This is a genomic window from Streptococcus sp. M334 (assembly GCF_000187745.1).
Taxonomy (GTDB): Bacteria; Bacillota; Bacilli; order Lactobacillales; family Streptococcaceae; genus Streptococcus.
Genome location: NZ_GL732486.1, coordinates 827,553 through 842,806, shown reverse-complemented (window position 1 = coordinate 842,806; position 15,254 = coordinate 827,553). Strand labels below are relative to the sequence as shown.

The window sequence follows — 15,254 nt, the reverse complement described above, 5'->3', positions numbered from 1 at the left end:
CATGAGAATCTCAGATAGAGATTCAATACTATCGAAAGAAAGTTGAGAAAAATGGCAGAAAAAACATATCCTATGACCCTTGAGGAAAAGGAAAAACTTGAAAAAGAATTAGAAGAATTGAAATTGGTCCGCCGCCCAGAAGTGGTAGAACGCATTAAGATTGCCCGTTCATACGGTGACCTTTCTGAAAATAGTGAGTATGAAGCAGCTAAGGATGAACAAGCCTTTGTCGAAGGACAAATCTCTAGTTTGGAAACAAAAATCCGCTATGCTGAAATCGTCAATAGCGACTCAGTTGCCCAAGATGAAGTAGCGATTGGTAAAACAGTGACTATCCAAGAAATTGGTGAGGACGAAGAAGAAGTTTATATTATCGTAGGTTCAGCGGGTGCAGATGCCTTTGCAGGTAAGGTTTCAAATGAAAGTCCGATTGGACAAGCCTTGATTGGTAAGAAAACAGGTGATACAGCAACTGTTGAAACACCTGTGGGTAGCTATGATGTAAAAATCTTAAAGGTTGAAAAAACAGCCTAATGATTAAAGGGAGTAGAAGGAGGGAAACACCCTACTTGCTCCCTTTTAGGTTTAAAAAGAATTGGAGACGATATGAGTTCAAAGAAGAAAAAAAATAAGATGGAGCGTGGTCTGACTAATCGTCACGTGCAGGTTATGGCCATTGCTGGAACAATCGGAACAGGACTCTTTTTGGGGGCAGGTCGCTCTATCAGCCTAACAGGTCCTTCCATTGTATTGATTTATATGATTACTGGAGCTTTCATGTTCCTTATGATGAGAGCGGTTGGGGAAATGCTCTATCAAGATCCTGAGCAACATACCTTTATCAACTTTATCACGCGCCATTTGGGTAAGGGCTGGGGTTATTTCTCGGTTTGGTCCTACTGGCTATCCGTTGTCTTTATCGGTATGGCGGAAATCACAGCCATCTCTCACTATGTTCAGTTTTGGTTTCCTAGCTGGCCAAGTTGGATGATTGAGATTGGATTTTTGACCATTCTAGCCTTGGTCAATCTGATTGCGGTGAAGCTCTTTGGGGAAGTTGAGTTTTGGTTTGCTATGGTCAAGATTGTGGCTATTTTAGCCATGATTGCTACAGGAGTCTTTATGGTCTTGACAGGCTTTAAGACACCTCATGGAGCCGCAAGTTTGGCTAATATCGCCGACAATTTCTCCCTCTTCCCAAATGGGGGAATCAACTTTGTCATGGCCTTCCAGATGGTATTCTTTGCCTACCTCATGATTGAGTTTATCGGGGTCACAACTTCTGAAACCAAAAATCCACGTCAAGTCTTGCCAAAAGCCGTTAAGGAAATTCCTTTGCGTATTGCCTTTTTCTACGGTGGTGCCCTCTTAGCCATTATGGCTATCATTCCTTGGCGTGAACTTGCATCGGCTGATTCTCCTTTTGTTACAGTATTTGAATTAGCAGGTATCAAGTGGGCAGCAGCCTTGATTAACTTCGTTGTTTTGACCTCAGCAGCATCTGCTCTTAACTCAACCCTTTATTCAACAGGGCGTCATTTGTACCAGATTGCTCATGATTCGCCAAATCCATTCTTAAAGGCTATCAAGGCAGATACCCTTTCTCGCCACAACGTGCCACAAAACGCTATCATTGCTTCAGCGGTTTTGATAGCCCTAGCAGCCTTCATTAATATCTTGCCAGGTGTTTCCGATGCCTTTGCCTTGATTACAGCATCATCATCAGGTGTCTATATCGCCATTTATATCTTGATTATGGTGGCTCACCTTAAATACCGCAAGTCACCAGACTTTATGGCGGATGGCTACCTTATGCCCCATTATCGTTTCTTAAATCCTTTAACCATGCTCTTCTTTGCCTTTGTTTTTGTAACTCTCTTTCTACAAGAGTCTACATTTGTAGGAGCAATTGGATCAGCTATCTGGATTATCGGTTTTGGGATTTACAGTCAGTGGAAATTTAGAAAATAGATTAAAGACTCATCAACTCAGGTTGATGGGTTTTTCTAGTTTGACAGTCTTTGGAAATAGGACTATAATCAAGCTGTATCAGTTTTCGAGGAGGTTTAGATGTACTTTAGATTGGAAAATAAGGAATCCCATAAATCACAAGAAATAGGGAATTTGATTCGTGTTTATAACCGTTCAAAAAGAGAAGAGGCTGAAAGTGAGCCACTTAATCTTTATGTCGAAGATGAAAAGGGCGATCTCTTGGCAGGTTTGATAGCAGAGACTTTTGGAAATTGGCTAGAAATCGAGTATCTATTTGTAAAAGAGGAACTGAGAGGGCAAGGAATCGGTTCAAGACTATTACAGCAGGCTGAAAGTGAAGCTAAGAATCGAAACTGTCGTTTTGCTTTTGTCAATACTTACCAGTTTCAAGCTCCAGATTTTTATAAAAGGCATGGCTACAAGGAAGTCTTTACCTTGCAAGACTATCCTTACACAGGGAAAAGATTTTATTACCAAAAGGATTTGTAAGGAGAATAAAGCAAAGAGGGGCTTTATATAAGTATGGAGGTATGATGGTGGCTATGGGTAACGTTTAAGGAGTTTTTCGATAAATACCAGTTATAACCTAGAAATTGAGTCTTTCTAGACGATATGGAGGACAATACAATCGCAGCTGAGACATTAGATGTGAAATCCTACGATGCTGTAGATGTTTTGAAAAAAATTGAATAAGCAGAAAACTCTCTATTATTTTATGGTAGAGAGTTTTTTGTTAATAAAATTTTACAAAATGACATTTATATATTGCATTAAGTTAGATATATGGTATAATGTTGTTAAAAAGAGGCGCAACTTTTTAAAATTAATGAGAATCAAATAGAAAACCATGAATATTAATGGAGGAATAAAAAATGGAAGTTATAAATGTAAGTAAGCATTATGGTCATTCAATCATTCTCAAAGATATAAATTTTGCACTTAATAAGGGTGAAATTGTTGGTCTAGTAGGGAGAAACGGAGTTGGCAAGAGTACATTGATGAAAATTCTTGTTCAGAATAATCAACCGACTTCAGGGAATATTATAAGTAGTGATAATGTTGGGTATTTAATCGAAGAACCAAAATTATTTTTATCTAAAACAGGTTTAGAGAATTTAAAATATTTGTCAAATTTATATGGTGTTGACTACAATCAAGAAAGATTTGGAAGTTTGATTCAAGAGTTAGATTTGACTCAGTCTATTAATAAAAAAGTAAAGACTTATTCTTTGGGTACAAAACAAAAATTAGCTTTGCTTCTAACTCTTGTTACGGAACCTGATATATTGATCTTAGATGAACCGACTAATGGTTTAGATATTGAATCATCACAAATAGTTTTAGAGGTTCTAAAAAACTTAGCTTTACATGAAAATGTGGGAATTTTAATATCGAGTCATAAATTAGAAGATATTGAAGAAATTTGTGAGAGAGTCCTTTTCTTGGAGAACGGGCTTTTGACATTCCAAAAAGTAGGAAAAGATAGTCATAATTGCTTGTTTGAGATAGCTTTTTCATCAGCTACAGATAGAGACATTTTCATTACCAAACAAGAATTTGGGGATATTGTTCAGGAAGAGGGACTGAAAATTACTATGTCTGGGAATATTCAAAGTAGTGAGCTTTTTAAATTTTTTAACGAAAACTCTATTAAAGTAGTTGATTTTGAAACTAAAAAAGAGACGCTTAAAGATATTTATCTAAATCGTTCAAAATAGAGGAAGGATATAATCATGAAATTAAATAAATTGAATTTTCTTAAGGAAAATATAAGAGATTTATATTCATCAGGCGTAATATATCTCGGTTTGATTATCTCGTTTATACCGCCGATACTGGTTACATTCTTTATTCTAAAGACTCAAGGGACATCACTTGGTATTAAGCATATTTCAAATTTTTATGCTATGCTCGGTATGTTAATGGCTGTTATACATGCTAACCGAATTATTAGCAGGGATTTTTCCCACAATACGATCAGTTTGTTTTATAATCAACAGAAAAATCGGATGATTTACCTCTTGTCCAATTTTCTATATGCCATCTCAGTTTCCATTATCTATGCTTTGAATGGTATTGTGTTACTAGTCATCGTAAGTAAATTGGGTGTTCCAGGTGATTTAGGATTAGATTTTATAGTAGCCATTTTAGTCAATACAATTTTGTTAGTCCTATTTTATTTTCTATTATCTTACATTTTATATTTATACAAATTGAAAAGTGGCTTGGTATTTGGTATTTTAGTAGCTTTACTACTTTTTATCCCTAATATATTAAATACGATTATGATGAATACTAGTAATGATTTGTTTATCAAAGCAATTGAACTTCTTCCTTTTTATTCCTTACCTGTATTTGTGGCTTCAAATACGATGTCTATTAGTCAGTATCTTGTGGTAATCACTACAATCATTTTATTGTATTTTTTCACTCTCAAGAAAAGCAAGGAGTATTCATTTTAGTTTTATTTAGCATTATTTTGCAGACTGCAAATCCAGCAAAAAAATCAGTCATCTTGCTATGCTCCTGCTCTTGTTGTGTACACGTTTTTGTCTTATGCTAGACTCATTTCCAAAAGCATTATATAATAGTGATATGAAAGCAACTAAACTAAACAAGAAATACAAGCAATCAAAATTCGTTTAAAAGCCCCTACTAAAGCTAATACTAAACAAAAAATCAAATAGCAAACTAGGAAGTTTATTTCAAACAATCCAACATACTGATTTTAGGCTGAAGATAATATTGGAGTGCTAATTAATGAGGTTATAATAAATAGCTGACAGCTTGTGTTGGTTTTGGATTTTTTAAGAGTAGATGAGTATTAAAACTATAAGGAGGACGCAGGTGGCTAAAAATTTAAAATTAAAATTAGCTCGTGTGGAGCTTGATTTAACACAAGGTCAACTGGCAGAGGCTGTCGGGGTGACGCGCCAGACTATTGGTTTGATAGAGGCTGGAAAATATAATCCCAGTCTCTCGCTCTGCCAGTCCATTTGCAGATGTTTAGGGAAAACCCTAGACCAACTATTTTGGGAGGAAGAAGATGGTAAATAAATTCATTCATTATCAATTACTTGACGAAAGAGAAGAACAACTAATTAATAAAGCTGGGGCAGAGTCTTTTTCACTCTTTATTGTGCTTGTACTTCTAAGCTATTTGGTGGCAGTGTTGGCTCCATCTCTTTTTAATCCGAATTTTCTAGTCTATACTCTGATAGTAGGAATTTTCTTCTTTTTCAATCGTGCCCGTTATCTGGGAGTGACCTACTATAGTCGTTTTCATTTTACGATTTTGGGTTGTTTTTTCCTAACCTTGGCTATTACGGCTCTTTTGATGTTACAGAATTATCAATTCAACATAGAAGTTTATCAGCACAATCCTTTAAACCTTAAATACCTGTCTGCTTGGGCAATTACTTATGTCATTTACCTTCCCTGGGTCTTTATTGGCAATCTTGGCCTGAAGAGCTATGGCGAATGGGCGCAGAAAAAATTTGAACAAGACATGGATGAACTGGAGAGTTGTGAATAGCTTGTTACTCTTTTCTCAATCCAGATAAAATGTGATATAATAGTACTAATTTATTGGAATACATGAAAGTTCTTAAAAATTTTCATGGGTTTCTAGTTAAGGAAGTAGGAAAAGTATGTATCCAGATGATAGTTTGACATTGCACACGGACTTGTACCAGATCAACATGATGCAGGTTTACTTTGACCAAGGGATTCACAATAAAAAGGCGGTCTTTGAGGTGTATTTCCGCCAACAGCCTTTTAAGAATGGCTATGCGGTTTTTGCTGGTTTGGAAAGAATTGTGAGCTATCTTGAAGACTTGCGTTTTTCAGATAGTGATATTGCTTATTTGGAGTCGCTTGGCTATCATGGAGCATTCTTGGACTACCTTCGCAATTTCAAGTTGGAGTTGACCGTTCGTTCTGCCCAAGAAGGGGACTTGGTTTTTGCTAATGAACCGATTGTGCAGGTGGAAGGCCCTCTAGCCCAATGTCAATTGGTCGAAACGGCTCTTTTGAACATCGTCAACTACCAGACCTTGGTGGCGACTAAGGCAGCTCGTATTCGTTCGGTTATTGAAGATGAACCCTTGATGGAGTTTGGGACACGTCGGGCGCAAGAAATGGATGCAGCTATCTGGGGAACACGCGCAGCGGTGATTGGTGGCGCCAATGGAACTAGCAACGTGCGTGCTGGTAAACTCTTTGACATTCCTGTCTTGGGAACCCATGCCCATGCCTTGGTACAGGTTTATGGCAATGACTATGAGGCTTTCAAGGCTTACGCTGCGACTCACAAAAATTGTGTCTTCCTTGTGGATACCTATGACACCCTTCGTATCGGTGTACCAGCGGCCATTCAGGTGGCTCGTGAGCTGGGTGACAAGATTAACTTTATGGGTGTGCGGATTGACTCTGGGGATATTGCCTACATTTCCAAGAAAGTCCGTCAGCAACTAGACCAAGCTGGATTTACAGAGGCTAAGATTTATGCTTCTAATGATTTGGACGAAAATACTATCCTCAACCTCAAGATGCAAAAGGCTAAGATTGATGTCTGGGGTGTGGGTACCAAGCTGATTACAGCCTATGACCAGCCAGCTCTTGGTGCAGTTTACAAGATTGTTGCAATTGAAGATGAAAATGGCCAGATGCGCAATACCATCAAGCTGTCTAATAATGCGGAAAAAGTATCTACGCCAGGTAAGAAGCAGGTGTGGCGCATTACCAGTCGTGAAAAAGGCAAGTCAGAGGGTGATTACATCACTTATGATGGTGTGGATGTTGCCAGCATGACAGAAATCAAGATGTTCCATCCGACCTATACCTACATCAAGAAGACCGTTCGTAATTTTGATGCCGTGCCTCTCTTGGTGGATATCTTCAAAGACGGAAAATTGATTTACAACCTGCTTAGCTTGACTGAGATTCAGGACTATGCTCGTAAGGAATTTGACAAGCTTTGGGATGAGTACAAGCGCGTGCTCAATCCGCAGCACTATCCAGTGGATTTGGCGCGTGATGTATGGCAAGATAAGATGGACTTGATTGACAAAATGCGCAAGGAAGCCCTCGGTGAAGGAGAAGAAGAATGAGTTTGCAAGAAACGATTATCCAAGAGCTGGGCGTGAAACCAGTGATTGATGCCCAGGAAGAAATCCGTCGTTCTATTGATTTCTTAAAAAGATACCTGAAAAAACATCCCTTCCTAAAGACCTTTGTACTAGGGATTTCTGGGGGACAAGACTCAACCTTAGCAGGTCGATTGGCCCAATTAGCTATGGAAGAACTGCGAGCAGAGACGGGCGACGATAGTTACAAATTTATTGCTGTCCGCCTGCCTTATGGAGTACAAGCCGATGAAGCAGATGCTCAAAAAGCCCTAGCCTTCATCCAGCCAGACATCAGTTTAGTCGTTAATATCAAGGAATCAGCTGATGCCATGACAGCAGCGGTTGAAGCGACAGGAAGCCCTGTTTCAGACTTCAACAAGGGGAATATCAAGGCACGTTGCCGTATGATTGCTCAGTATGCCCTTGCAGGTTCCCATAGCGGAGCGGTCATTGGAACAGACCACGCTGCGGAAAATATCACAGGTTTCTTTACCAAGTTTGGTGACGGTGGTGCGGATATTTTACCCCTTTTCCGTCTTAATAAACGTCAAGGAAAACAACTCTTGCAGGAACTTGGTGCAGACCCAGCCCTTTATGAAAAAATCCCAACAGCAGACCTAGAAGAAGACAAACCAGGTTTGGCTGACGAAGTAGCTCTCGGAGTAACTTATGAAGAGATTGACGACTACCTAGAATGCAAAAAAATTAGCCCAGAAGCCCAAGCGACTATCGAAAACTGGTGGCACAAAGGCCAACACAAACGCCACCTACCAATTACCGTATTTGATGACTTTTGGGAGTGAAAACCTCCAGTGGAGGTTTTCAGCCTCTCACCTTGAAATAAGAAAGTGAGAGAAGGTCCGGGGGACCTTTTTAGCTTCTTGCCCTGAAATTAAAAAGCAAGAAAAACCTCCAGTGGAGGTTTTTACCCTGAGCCTAGAAATGAGAAAGCGAAGAAGGTCCGGGGGACCTTTTTAGCTTGAGCCTTGAAATTCAACAGCAAAACAAGTTTCAATGGAGATTGGACAGAGAATTATCTATCAGAAAGTGAGGTAGCATCATGAAATCTATTGGTACACAAATATTACAGACAGAGCGTTTAACCTTGCGAAGATTTGTGGAAAGTGATGCAGAAGCCATGTTTCAGAATTGGGCTTCATCCGCTGAGAATCTGACCTATGTCACCTGGGATCCCCATCCTGATGTCGAGGTGACTAGAAATTCGATTCGTAACTGGGTTGCCTCCTATACAAATCCCAACTATTACAAATGGGCTATTTGTCTCAAAGAAAATCCTGAGCAAGTGATAGGAGATATCAGCATCGTTGAAATGGATGAGAACGATTCTTCTTGTGAAATTGGCTATGTTTTAGGCAAGGCTTACTGGGGACTTGGGATGATGACAGAGGCCTTAAAAACTGTCTTAGATTTTTGTTTTACTCAAGCAGGCTTTCAAAAAGTTAGAGCACGATATGTCAGTCTCAATCCAGCTTCAGGTCGTGTTATGGAGAAGGCTGGAATGTCCTATTTAAAAACCATTACCAATGGTGTAGAGAGAAAAGGTTATCTTGCAGATCTTATTTATTATCAGATAAGTAGGGAAGACTAGTGAGTTTTTTTCTGTTTCTATTAAAGTCAGACCTTGTCTGGCTTTTTTGTGCAAGAATTCTAAATAACCTGATTAAATTCCTATTTTTCCCTATCATTGTCCCTGTTTTTTCTGGAGTTTTGGGGCTATAATAGTCCTATCAAATCAAAGAATGGAGGAAGGCAATGGATAATATTATCTTTTTTATCAGTGTTTTTCTTGCTGGAATTCTTTCCTTCTTTTCTCCTTGTATTTTACCTTTGTTACCGGTCTATGCAGGAGTCTTACTGGATGACAAAGATGGTGCTCAGGCTTCTAGTGGCAAATTTTCAATCTCACTTGTCAGTTTATTGCGAACTCTAGCTTTTATAATAGGGATTTCCTTTGTTTTTATTTTACTAGGCTATGGAGCTGGTTTTTTAGGCAATTTGCTTTATGCTTCTTGGTTTCAGTATGTGACGGGTGCGGTTATCATTCTCTTGGGCTTACACCAGATGGAAGTCTTACATTTTCAGGGACTTTACAAGGAAAGAAGGCTACAATTACAGAGGCAGGGGCAAAAGGGTAAGGGCTATAGTCAGGCATTTTTACTGGGATTAACCTTTAGTTTTGCTTGGACGCCTTGTGTGGGACCGGTTCTGGGCTCTGTTTTGGCTTTAGCTGCTTCAGGTGGTTCAGGAGCTTGGCAGGGAGCTGGTCTCATGTTAATCTATACGCTGGGTCTAGCACTACCATTCTTGCTTCTAGCTCTTGCCTCCAGCTATGTTTTGAAACATTTCCGAAAACTTCATCCCTACCTCGGAACCCTCAAAAAAGTAGGTGGTTTCCTCATTATCGTGATGGGAATCTTGGTGCTTTTGGGAAATGCTTCCATTTTGACTACATTATTTGAATAGAGAGGAAGAAGAAATGAAAAAATGGCAAACATGTCTCCTTGGAATAGGCTCAATCTGTTGTTTGGCAGCCTGTTCGGCTAAAAATATGTCAGACGAATCTACTATGAAGGAGCAAACCAAAACAGAACAAGTCAGTTCGCAAACTGCGACTAAAGGTCAGGCAGTTGCTGATTTTGAATTGACAGGAGTAGATGGCAAGACCTACCGCTTGTCTGATTATAAGGGTAAGAAAATCTATCTCAAATTCTGGGCTTCTTGGTGTTCCATCTGTCTAGCTAGCCTTCCAGATACAGATGAAATTGCTAAGGATGCTGGTGATGATTTTGTGGTCTTGACAGTGGTGTCTCCTGGACACAAGGGTGAACAAGCTGAAGCAGACTTTAAGAACTGGTACAAGGGTTTGGATTATAAAAATTTCCCAGTTCTAATTGACTCATCAGGAAAACTTTTGGAAAGTTATGGCGTTCGTTCTTACCCAACTCAAGCCTTTATAGACAAGGAAGGCAAGCTGGTCAAAACGCAACCAGGCTTTATGGATAAGAATATGATTTTAAAAACATTGAAAGAAGTGGGGTAGAGAAAGACCATGAATGATAAAGTAAAATTGTTTGTCTTGACAGGAATCTTTTTCCTAGCCATAACCGGTTTCTATTTTCTATTGATGCGAAATGCAGGGCAGACAGATAGCTCGCAAATTGAGAAGGCATCAGTTAGCCAAGGAGGAAAAACAGTGAAAAAAACAAAAGTGAGTAAAGATGCAGACTTGCACGACATTTATCTGGCTGGAGGTTGTTTCTGGGGAGTTGAGGAATATTTCTCACGCGTTCCCGGTGTGACAGATGCCGTATCAGGTTATGCAAATGGTAGAGGGGAAACAACTAAGTACGAATTGATTAACCAAACAGGTCATGCGGAGACTGTCCATGTTACTTATGATGCCAATCAAATTTCCCTCAAGGAAATCCTGCTTCATTATTTCCGCATTATCAATCCAATCAGCAAAAATAAACAAGGAAATGATGTGGGAACCCAGTACCGTACGGGTGTTTATTACACAGATGACAAGGATTTAGAGGTGATTAACCAAGTTTTTGATGAAGTTGCTAAGAAATACGATCAACCTCTAGCAGTTGAAAAGGAGGCCTTGCAGAATTTTGTAGTGGCTGAGGATTACCACCAAGACTATCTCAAGAAAAATCCAAATGGCTACTGCCATATCAATGTCAATCAGGCGACCTATCCTGTCATCGATGCCAGCAAATATCCAAAACCAAGTGATGAGGAATTGAAAAAGACCTTATCACCTGAGGAGTATGCAGTCACTCAGAAAAATCAAACAGAACGAGCTTTTTCAAACCGCTACTGGGATAAATTCGAATCCGGTATCTATGTCGATGTGGCAACTGGCGAACCCCTCTTTTCATCAAAAGACAAGTTCGAGTCTGGTTGTGGCTGGCCTAGTTTCACCCAACCAATCAGTCCCGATGTTGCCACTTACAAGGAAGATAAGTCCTACAATATGACGCGTATGGAAGTAAGAAGTCGAGTGGGAGATTCTCACCTTGGCCATGTCTTTACGGACGGTCCACAGGACAAGGGGGGCTTACGCTACTGTATCAATAGTCTTTCTATCCGCTTTATTCCTAAAGACCAAATGGAAGAAAAAGGCTACGCTTATTTACTAGATTATGTCGATTAAGTTACCTTTCTTAAGCAGTTAGAGGAGAATTTTGCTATACTGATACTAGTAAGTGACAAAGGAGAGAAGCATGACCTACACAATCTTAATCGTAGAAGATGAGTATCTGGTAAGACAAGGCTTGACCAAGCTGGTCAATGTAGCAGCCTACGATATGGAAATCATTGGTCAGGCTGAAAATGGAAGGCAGGCTTGGGAGCTGATTCAAAAGCAGGTGCCAGACATTGTTTTAACTGATATCAACATGCCCCAGCTAAATGGTATCCAGTTGGCCAGTCTGGTCCGAGAAACCTATCCTCAGGTTCATCTGGTCTTTTTAACGGGCTACGATGATTTTGATTATGCCTTGTCTGCTATCAAACTTGGTGTGGATGACTATCTGCTTAAACCCTTTTCTCGTCAGGATATTGAGGAAATGTTGGGGAAAATAAAGCAAAAACTAGACAAGGAAGAGAAAGAAGAGCAGTTACAAGATTTATTAACCGATAAGTTTGAAGGAAATATGGCCCAGAAAATCCAGTCTCATCTAGCTGATAGTCAATTTAGTTTAAAGAGCTTGGCCAGTGACTTGGGCTTTAGCCCGACTTATCTGAGTTCTTTGATTAAGAAAGAGTTGGGTCTCCCTTTTCAGGATTATCTGGTGAGAGAACGTGTCAAACAAGCCAAGCTCTTGCTTCTGACCACGAATTTAAAGATTTATGAGATAGCCGAAAAGGTTGGTTTTGAAGATATGAACTATTTTACCCAACGCTTTAAACAGATCGCGGGTGTGACGCCTCGTCAGTTTAAGAAGGGGGAAGGTCGATGAAACGTTCTTCTCTCCTAGTCAGAATGGTTATTTCCATCTTTCTGGTTTTTCTCATTCTCCTAGCTGTGGTGGGGACTTTCTACTATCAATCTAGTTCCTCGGCCATTGAGGCTAGCATTGAGAGTAATAGCCAAACGACTATTAGCCAAACTAGCCACTTTATCCAGTCTTATATCAAAAAATTAGAAACTACCTCGACTAGTTTGACCCAGCAGACGGATGGCCTAGCCTATGCTGAGAATCCCAGTCAAGACAGAGTAAAGGGAATCCGAAATCTGTTTTTGACTATCTTGAAGGCAGACCAGGACTTGAAAACTGTTGTGCTGGTGACTAAATCTGGTCAGATTATTTCTACAGATGACAGTGTGCAGATGAAAACTTCCTCTGATATGATGGCTGAGGATTGGTACCAAAAGGCTATTCATCAGGGAGCCATGCCAGTTTTGACCCCAGCTCGTAGATCAGATAGTCAGTGGGTCATTTCTGTCACTCAAGAACTTGTTGATGCAAAGGGAGCTAATCTGGGCGTGCTTCGTTTGGATATTTCTTATGAAACTCTGGAAGCCTATCTTAACCAACTCCAGTTGGGGCAGCAGGGCTTTGCCTTTATCATCAATGAAAACCATGAATTTGTTTACCATCCTCAACACACGGTTTATAGTTCGTCTAGCGAAATGGAGGCTATGAAACCTTACATTGAGACAGGGCAGGGTTATACTCCAGACCACAAATCCTACGTCAGTCAGGAAAGGATTGCTGGAACTGATTGGACGGTGCTTGGTGTGTCTTCGTTGGAGAAGTTAGACCAGGTTCGGAGTCAACTCATGTGGACCTTGCTTGGAGCCAGTTTCACATCTCTTCTTGCCTGTCTCTGCTTGGTGTGGTTTAGTCTTAAACGCTGGATTGCTCCTCTGAATGACTTGAGAGAAATCATGCTGGAGATTGCTTCTGGTGGTCAGAATCTTCGTGCCAAGGAGGCTGGTGCCTATGAACTGAGAGAGGTGACTCGCCAGTTCAATGCCATGTTGGATCAGATTGATCAGTTGATGGCAGCTATTCGCAGGCAGGAAGAAACGACCCGTCAGTACCAACTTCAAGCTTTATCAAGCCAGATTAATCCGCATTTCCTCTATAATACCTTGGACACCATCATTTGGATGGCTGAATTTCAGGATAGTCAGAGAGTGGTTCAAGTGACCAAGTCCTTGGCGACCTATTTCCGCTTGGCGCTCAATCAAGGCAAGGACTTGATTTCCTTGCCCGACGAAATCAATCATGTCCGCCAGTATCTCTTTATCCAGAAACAACGTTATGGAGATAAGCTGGAATATGAGATTAATGAAAATCCTGCCTTTGATAAGCTAGTCTTGCCCAAGCTGGTCCTACAACCCTTAGTAGAGAATGCCCTGTACCATGGCATTAAGGAAAAGGAAGGTCAGGGACATATTAGAGTTTCTGTCCAGAAACAGGATTCAGGATTGGTTATCCGTATTGAGGATGATGGCGTTGGTTTCCAAGCTGCTGGCGATAGTAGTCAAAGTCAACTCAAGCGTGGAGGAGTTGGCCTTCAAAATGTTGACCAACGGCTCAAACTTCATTTTGGAGAACATTACCAGATGAAGATTGATTCTGCCCTCAAAAAAGGAACGACAGTTAAAATATACATAAATAGAATAGAAACTAGCTAACTCCCAGTCAATTTTGGGAGTTTTATGCGTAATTGGGCAAGCTTTCTAGGTTGTCTATCTTGCTAAAACGTAGAAAAAACGATATGATAGATAATGACAAAAGAGGTATTAAGTATGAAGGAAAAAGACATTCAAAGAGAAACAAGCCAGATTGTAAAAGATGTATTGGAAAAGGCCAATTTGAAGCAAGGATCCATCTTTGTTTTGGGCCTTTCTTCTAGTGAAGTGATAGGTGGTCAGATTGGCAAGGAATCCAGCCAAGAAATTGGCGAAATCATTGTGAAGACCATCCTAGATATCTTAGAGGAAAAAGGAATTCATCTAGCTGTTCAAGGTTGTGAACATGTCAATCGAGCCCTCGTTGTTGAACGTCAGGTTGCAGAGCAGTTTGGTCTGGAAATGGTCAGTGTCCTTCCTACCCTTCATGCAGGAGGTTCAGGTCAGTTAGCAGCCTTCAAGTTTATGCAAGATCCAGTTGAGGTTGAATTTATCAAGGCTCATGCTGGATTGGATATCGGAGATACTGCAATTGGTATGCATGTCAAGCATGTTCAGGTTCCGATTCGCCCTCTTTTGAGAGAAATTGGCCATGCCCACATAACGGCACTGGCTAGTCGTCCAAAATTAATTGGAGGTGCGCGTGCGCACTATCCACAAGATTCTATCAGAAAGTCGTGAGAATGAAAAAAACAAAACAACAACTAGAAAAAATCACAAAATATTCGATTCGTAAGCTAACTGTTGGGGTAGGTCCTGTAGCCATCGGGGCCGTCCTTTTTGGTGCTGGTACCCTTTCAGTAGACAAGGTTCAAGCCAATGAAGTCGGTGGTGCTCATAACGTTCATTATCGTTATTTAGCGGAGCAGGAATTGACCGAGTCTGAAAAAGCCCTGATTCATCATGAGGTTCCAACAGAATTTCAAGATGAAGATATTATTTATGTAGTTTATCGCAAGAAAGTGACTACCAGTCAACAACTTCCTTATACAGGAAGTAAGGAGCTAGCCTTGGCAGGTCTTGGCTTGGCAACGGCCTCGATAGCGGTTTTATTAGTTTCCAAGAAACACCGTAGTAAAGTACTTGGGGTTCTGTTAATCAGCTCTATTGGAGTCAGCAATTTTGTACCTTTTACTGCCTTTGCATTTGAGAATAAAGAATTGCTTTCTTATAACCAAACTATTTCAGCCTCTACACATGAGGGCTTGGCTGAAGGCGTTATTTATATCGAAGGATATGAGTATGTTGGTTACTTTAAAGAATCAAAGTCTAAGACCAATACAAGCAGTAAAAAAGGTGAGTCGTTAGTTCAAGATCCACAAGCAGAATATACTGGCAAGGTTGAAGCCAAAGGTACCCAGGAACCAGGCAAAGAGGGCGAATCCTTAGTTCAAGATCCACAAGCAGCATATACAGGAAAGGTTGAAGCCAAAGGTACCCAGGAACCAGGCAAAGAG

The 15,254-nt window shown here is 40.3% G+C and carries 17 protein-coding genes; all 17 read left to right on the top strand.

Features of this window, described 5'->3' with window-relative positions; all coding sequences use genetic code 11:
* The first annotated feature begins 51 nt into the window (after positions 1-51).
* Positions 52-534, top strand: coding sequence for a transcription elongation factor GreA (gene greA, locus HMPREF0851_RS08565; RefSeq protein ID WP_000818769.1), 483 nt, complete (start codon positions 52-54; stop codon positions 532-534).
* A 72-nt stretch (positions 535-606) separates the two neighbouring features.
* A complete protein-coding gene (locus HMPREF0851_RS08560) occupies positions 607-1,971 on the top strand; it encodes an amino acid permease (protein ID WP_000095645.1) in 1,365 nt (454 codons plus the stop codon).
* A 99-nt stretch (positions 1,972-2,070) separates the two neighbouring features.
* Complete coding sequence (locus HMPREF0851_RS08555) at positions 2,071-2,481, top strand: GNAT family N-acetyltransferase (protein WP_000273896.1); 411 nt, start codon at positions 2,071-2,073, stop codon at positions 2,479-2,481.
* Positions 2,482-2,864: 383 nt separating this feature from the next.
* Complete coding sequence (locus HMPREF0851_RS08550) at positions 2,865-3,710, top strand: ABC transporter ATP-binding protein (RefSeq protein ID WP_000452050.1); 846 nt, start codon at positions 2,865-2,867, stop codon at positions 3,708-3,710.
* Positions 3,711-3,725: 15 nt separating this feature from the next.
* Positions 3,726-4,454 carry an ABC transporter permease gene (locus tag HMPREF0851_RS08545; RefSeq protein ID WP_000773481.1) on the top strand — a complete coding sequence of 243 codons (729 nt, stop codon included), beginning with the start codon at positions 3,726-3,728 and terminating at the stop codon, positions 4,452-4,454.
* A gap of 385 nt (positions 4,455-4,839) precedes the next feature.
* Positions 4,840-5,049: a helix-turn-helix transcriptional regulator gene (locus HMPREF0851_RS08540; RefSeq protein ID WP_001107500.1), complete on the top strand. Its 210-nt coding sequence runs from the start codon at positions 4,840-4,842 to the stop codon at positions 5,047-5,049.
* The gene (locus HMPREF0851_RS08535; protein ID WP_000247410.1) at positions 5,039-5,527 is read left to right on the top strand and encodes a DUF6773 family protein; all 489 of its coding nucleotides are present in this window, start codon (positions 5,039-5,041) and stop codon (positions 5,525-5,527) included. The genes HMPREF0851_RS08540 and HMPREF0851_RS08535 overlap by 11 nt, the downstream gene beginning before the upstream one ends.
* A gap of 115 nt (positions 5,528-5,642) precedes the next feature.
* Positions 5,643-7,103 carry a nicotinate phosphoribosyltransferase gene (locus HMPREF0851_RS08530; RefSeq protein WP_000283134.1) on the top strand — a complete coding sequence of 487 codons (1,461 nt, stop codon included), beginning with the start codon at positions 5,643-5,645 and terminating at the stop codon, positions 7,101-7,103.
* Positions 7,100-7,924, top strand: a complete 825-nt coding sequence (gene nadE / locus HMPREF0851_RS08525; RefSeq protein ID WP_000058024.1) for an ammonia-dependent NAD(+) synthetase — start codon at positions 7,100-7,102, stop codon at positions 7,922-7,924. Before HMPREF0851_RS08530 ends, nadE begins: the two co-directional genes overlap by 4 nt.
* Positions 7,925-8,181: 257 nt before the next feature.
* On the top strand, positions 8,182-8,730 hold the full coding sequence (locus HMPREF0851_RS08520; RefSeq protein WP_000835669.1) for a GNAT family N-acetyltransferase: 549 nt from the start codon (positions 8,182-8,184) through the stop codon (positions 8,728-8,730).
* A gap of 164 nt (positions 8,731-8,894) precedes the next feature.
* Entirely contained in the window at positions 8,895-9,605 is a 711-nt protein-coding gene (ccdA2, locus tag HMPREF0851_RS08515; protein ID WP_000368747.1) for a thiol-disulfide oxidoreductase-associated membrane protein CcdA2, read from the top strand.
* A gap of 13 nt (positions 9,606-9,618) precedes the next feature.
* A complete protein-coding gene (locus HMPREF0851_RS08510) occupies positions 9,619-10,182 on the top strand; it encodes a redoxin family protein (protein ID WP_000759244.1) in 564 nt (187 codons plus the stop codon).
* Between the two features lie 9 nt (positions 10,183-10,191).
* Positions 10,192-11,304 (top strand): peptide-methionine (R)-S-oxide reductase MsrB, encoded by a 1,113-nt coding sequence (gene msrB / locus HMPREF0851_RS08505; RefSeq protein ID WP_000998595.1) that lies wholly within the window; start codon positions 10,192-10,194, stop codon positions 11,302-11,304.
* Positions 11,305-11,374: 70 nt separating this feature from the next.
* The gene (locus HMPREF0851_RS08500; protein WP_000222632.1) at positions 11,375-12,112 is read left to right on the top strand and encodes a response regulator; all 738 of its coding nucleotides are present in this window, start codon (positions 11,375-11,377) and stop codon (positions 12,110-12,112) included.
* Positions 12,109-13,800 (top strand): sensor histidine kinase, encoded by a 1,692-nt coding sequence (locus tag HMPREF0851_RS08495; protein ID WP_000831098.1) that lies wholly within the window; start codon positions 12,109-12,111, stop codon positions 13,798-13,800. Before HMPREF0851_RS08500 ends, HMPREF0851_RS08495 begins: the two co-directional genes overlap by 4 nt.
* A gap of 114 nt (positions 13,801-13,914) precedes the next feature.
* Positions 13,915-14,478, top strand: a complete 564-nt coding sequence (locus tag HMPREF0851_RS08490) for a TIGR01440 family protein (RefSeq protein ID WP_000659518.1) — start codon at positions 13,915-13,917, stop codon at positions 14,476-14,478.
* Positions 14,479-14,480: 2 nt separating this feature from the next.
* The coding region (locus HMPREF0851_RS16450; protein ID WP_000751578.1) for a YSIRK-type signal peptide-containing protein at positions 14,481-15,254 on the top strand (774 nt) is incomplete at its 3' end.

Excerpts from the sequence above, each read along its gene's own strand:
- greA (WP_000818769.1), top strand. The coding sequence starts at position 52 with ATGGCAGAAAAAACATATCCTATGACCCTTGAGGAAAAGGAAAAACTT.
- HMPREF0851_RS08560 (WP_000095645.1), top strand. The coding sequence starts at position 607 with ATGAGTTCAAAGAAGAAAAAAAATAAGATGGAGCGTGGTCTGACTAAT.
- HMPREF0851_RS08555 (WP_000273896.1), top strand. The coding sequence starts at position 2,071 with ATGTACTTTAGATTGGAAAATAAGGAATCCCATAAATCACAAGAAATA.
- HMPREF0851_RS08550 (WP_000452050.1), top strand. The coding sequence starts at position 2,865 with ATGGAAGTTATAAATGTAAGTAAGCATTATGGTCATTCAATCATTCTC.
- HMPREF0851_RS08545 (WP_000773481.1), top strand. The coding sequence starts at position 3,726 with ATGAAATTAAATAAATTGAATTTTCTTAAGGAAAATATAAGAGATTTA.
- HMPREF0851_RS08535 (WP_000247410.1), top strand. The coding sequence starts at position 5,039 with ATGGTAAATAAATTCATTCATTATCAATTACTTGACGAAAGAGAAGAA.
- HMPREF0851_RS08530 (WP_000283134.1), top strand. The coding sequence starts at position 5,643 with ATGTATCCAGATGATAGTTTGACATTGCACACGGACTTGTACCAGATC.
- nadE (WP_000058024.1), top strand. The coding sequence starts at position 7,100 with ATGAGTTTGCAAGAAACGATTATCCAAGAGCTGGGCGTGAAACCAGTG.
- HMPREF0851_RS08520 (WP_000835669.1), top strand. The coding sequence starts at position 8,182 with ATGAAATCTATTGGTACACAAATATTACAGACAGAGCGTTTAACCTTG.
- ccdA2 (WP_000368747.1), top strand. The coding sequence starts at position 8,895 with ATGGATAATATTATCTTTTTTATCAGTGTTTTTCTTGCTGGAATTCTT.
- HMPREF0851_RS08510 (WP_000759244.1), top strand. The coding sequence starts at position 9,619 with ATGAAAAAATGGCAAACATGTCTCCTTGGAATAGGCTCAATCTGTTGT.
- msrB (WP_000998595.1), top strand. The coding sequence starts at position 10,192 with ATGAATGATAAAGTAAAATTGTTTGTCTTGACAGGAATCTTTTTCCTA.
- HMPREF0851_RS08500 (WP_000222632.1), top strand. The coding sequence starts at position 11,375 with ATGACCTACACAATCTTAATCGTAGAAGATGAGTATCTGGTAAGACAA.
- HMPREF0851_RS08495 (WP_000831098.1), top strand. The coding sequence starts at position 12,109 with ATGAAACGTTCTTCTCTCCTAGTCAGAATGGTTATTTCCATCTTTCTG.
- HMPREF0851_RS08490 (WP_000659518.1), top strand. The coding sequence starts at position 13,915 with ATGAAGGAAAAAGACATTCAAAGAGAAACAAGCCAGATTGTAAAAGAT.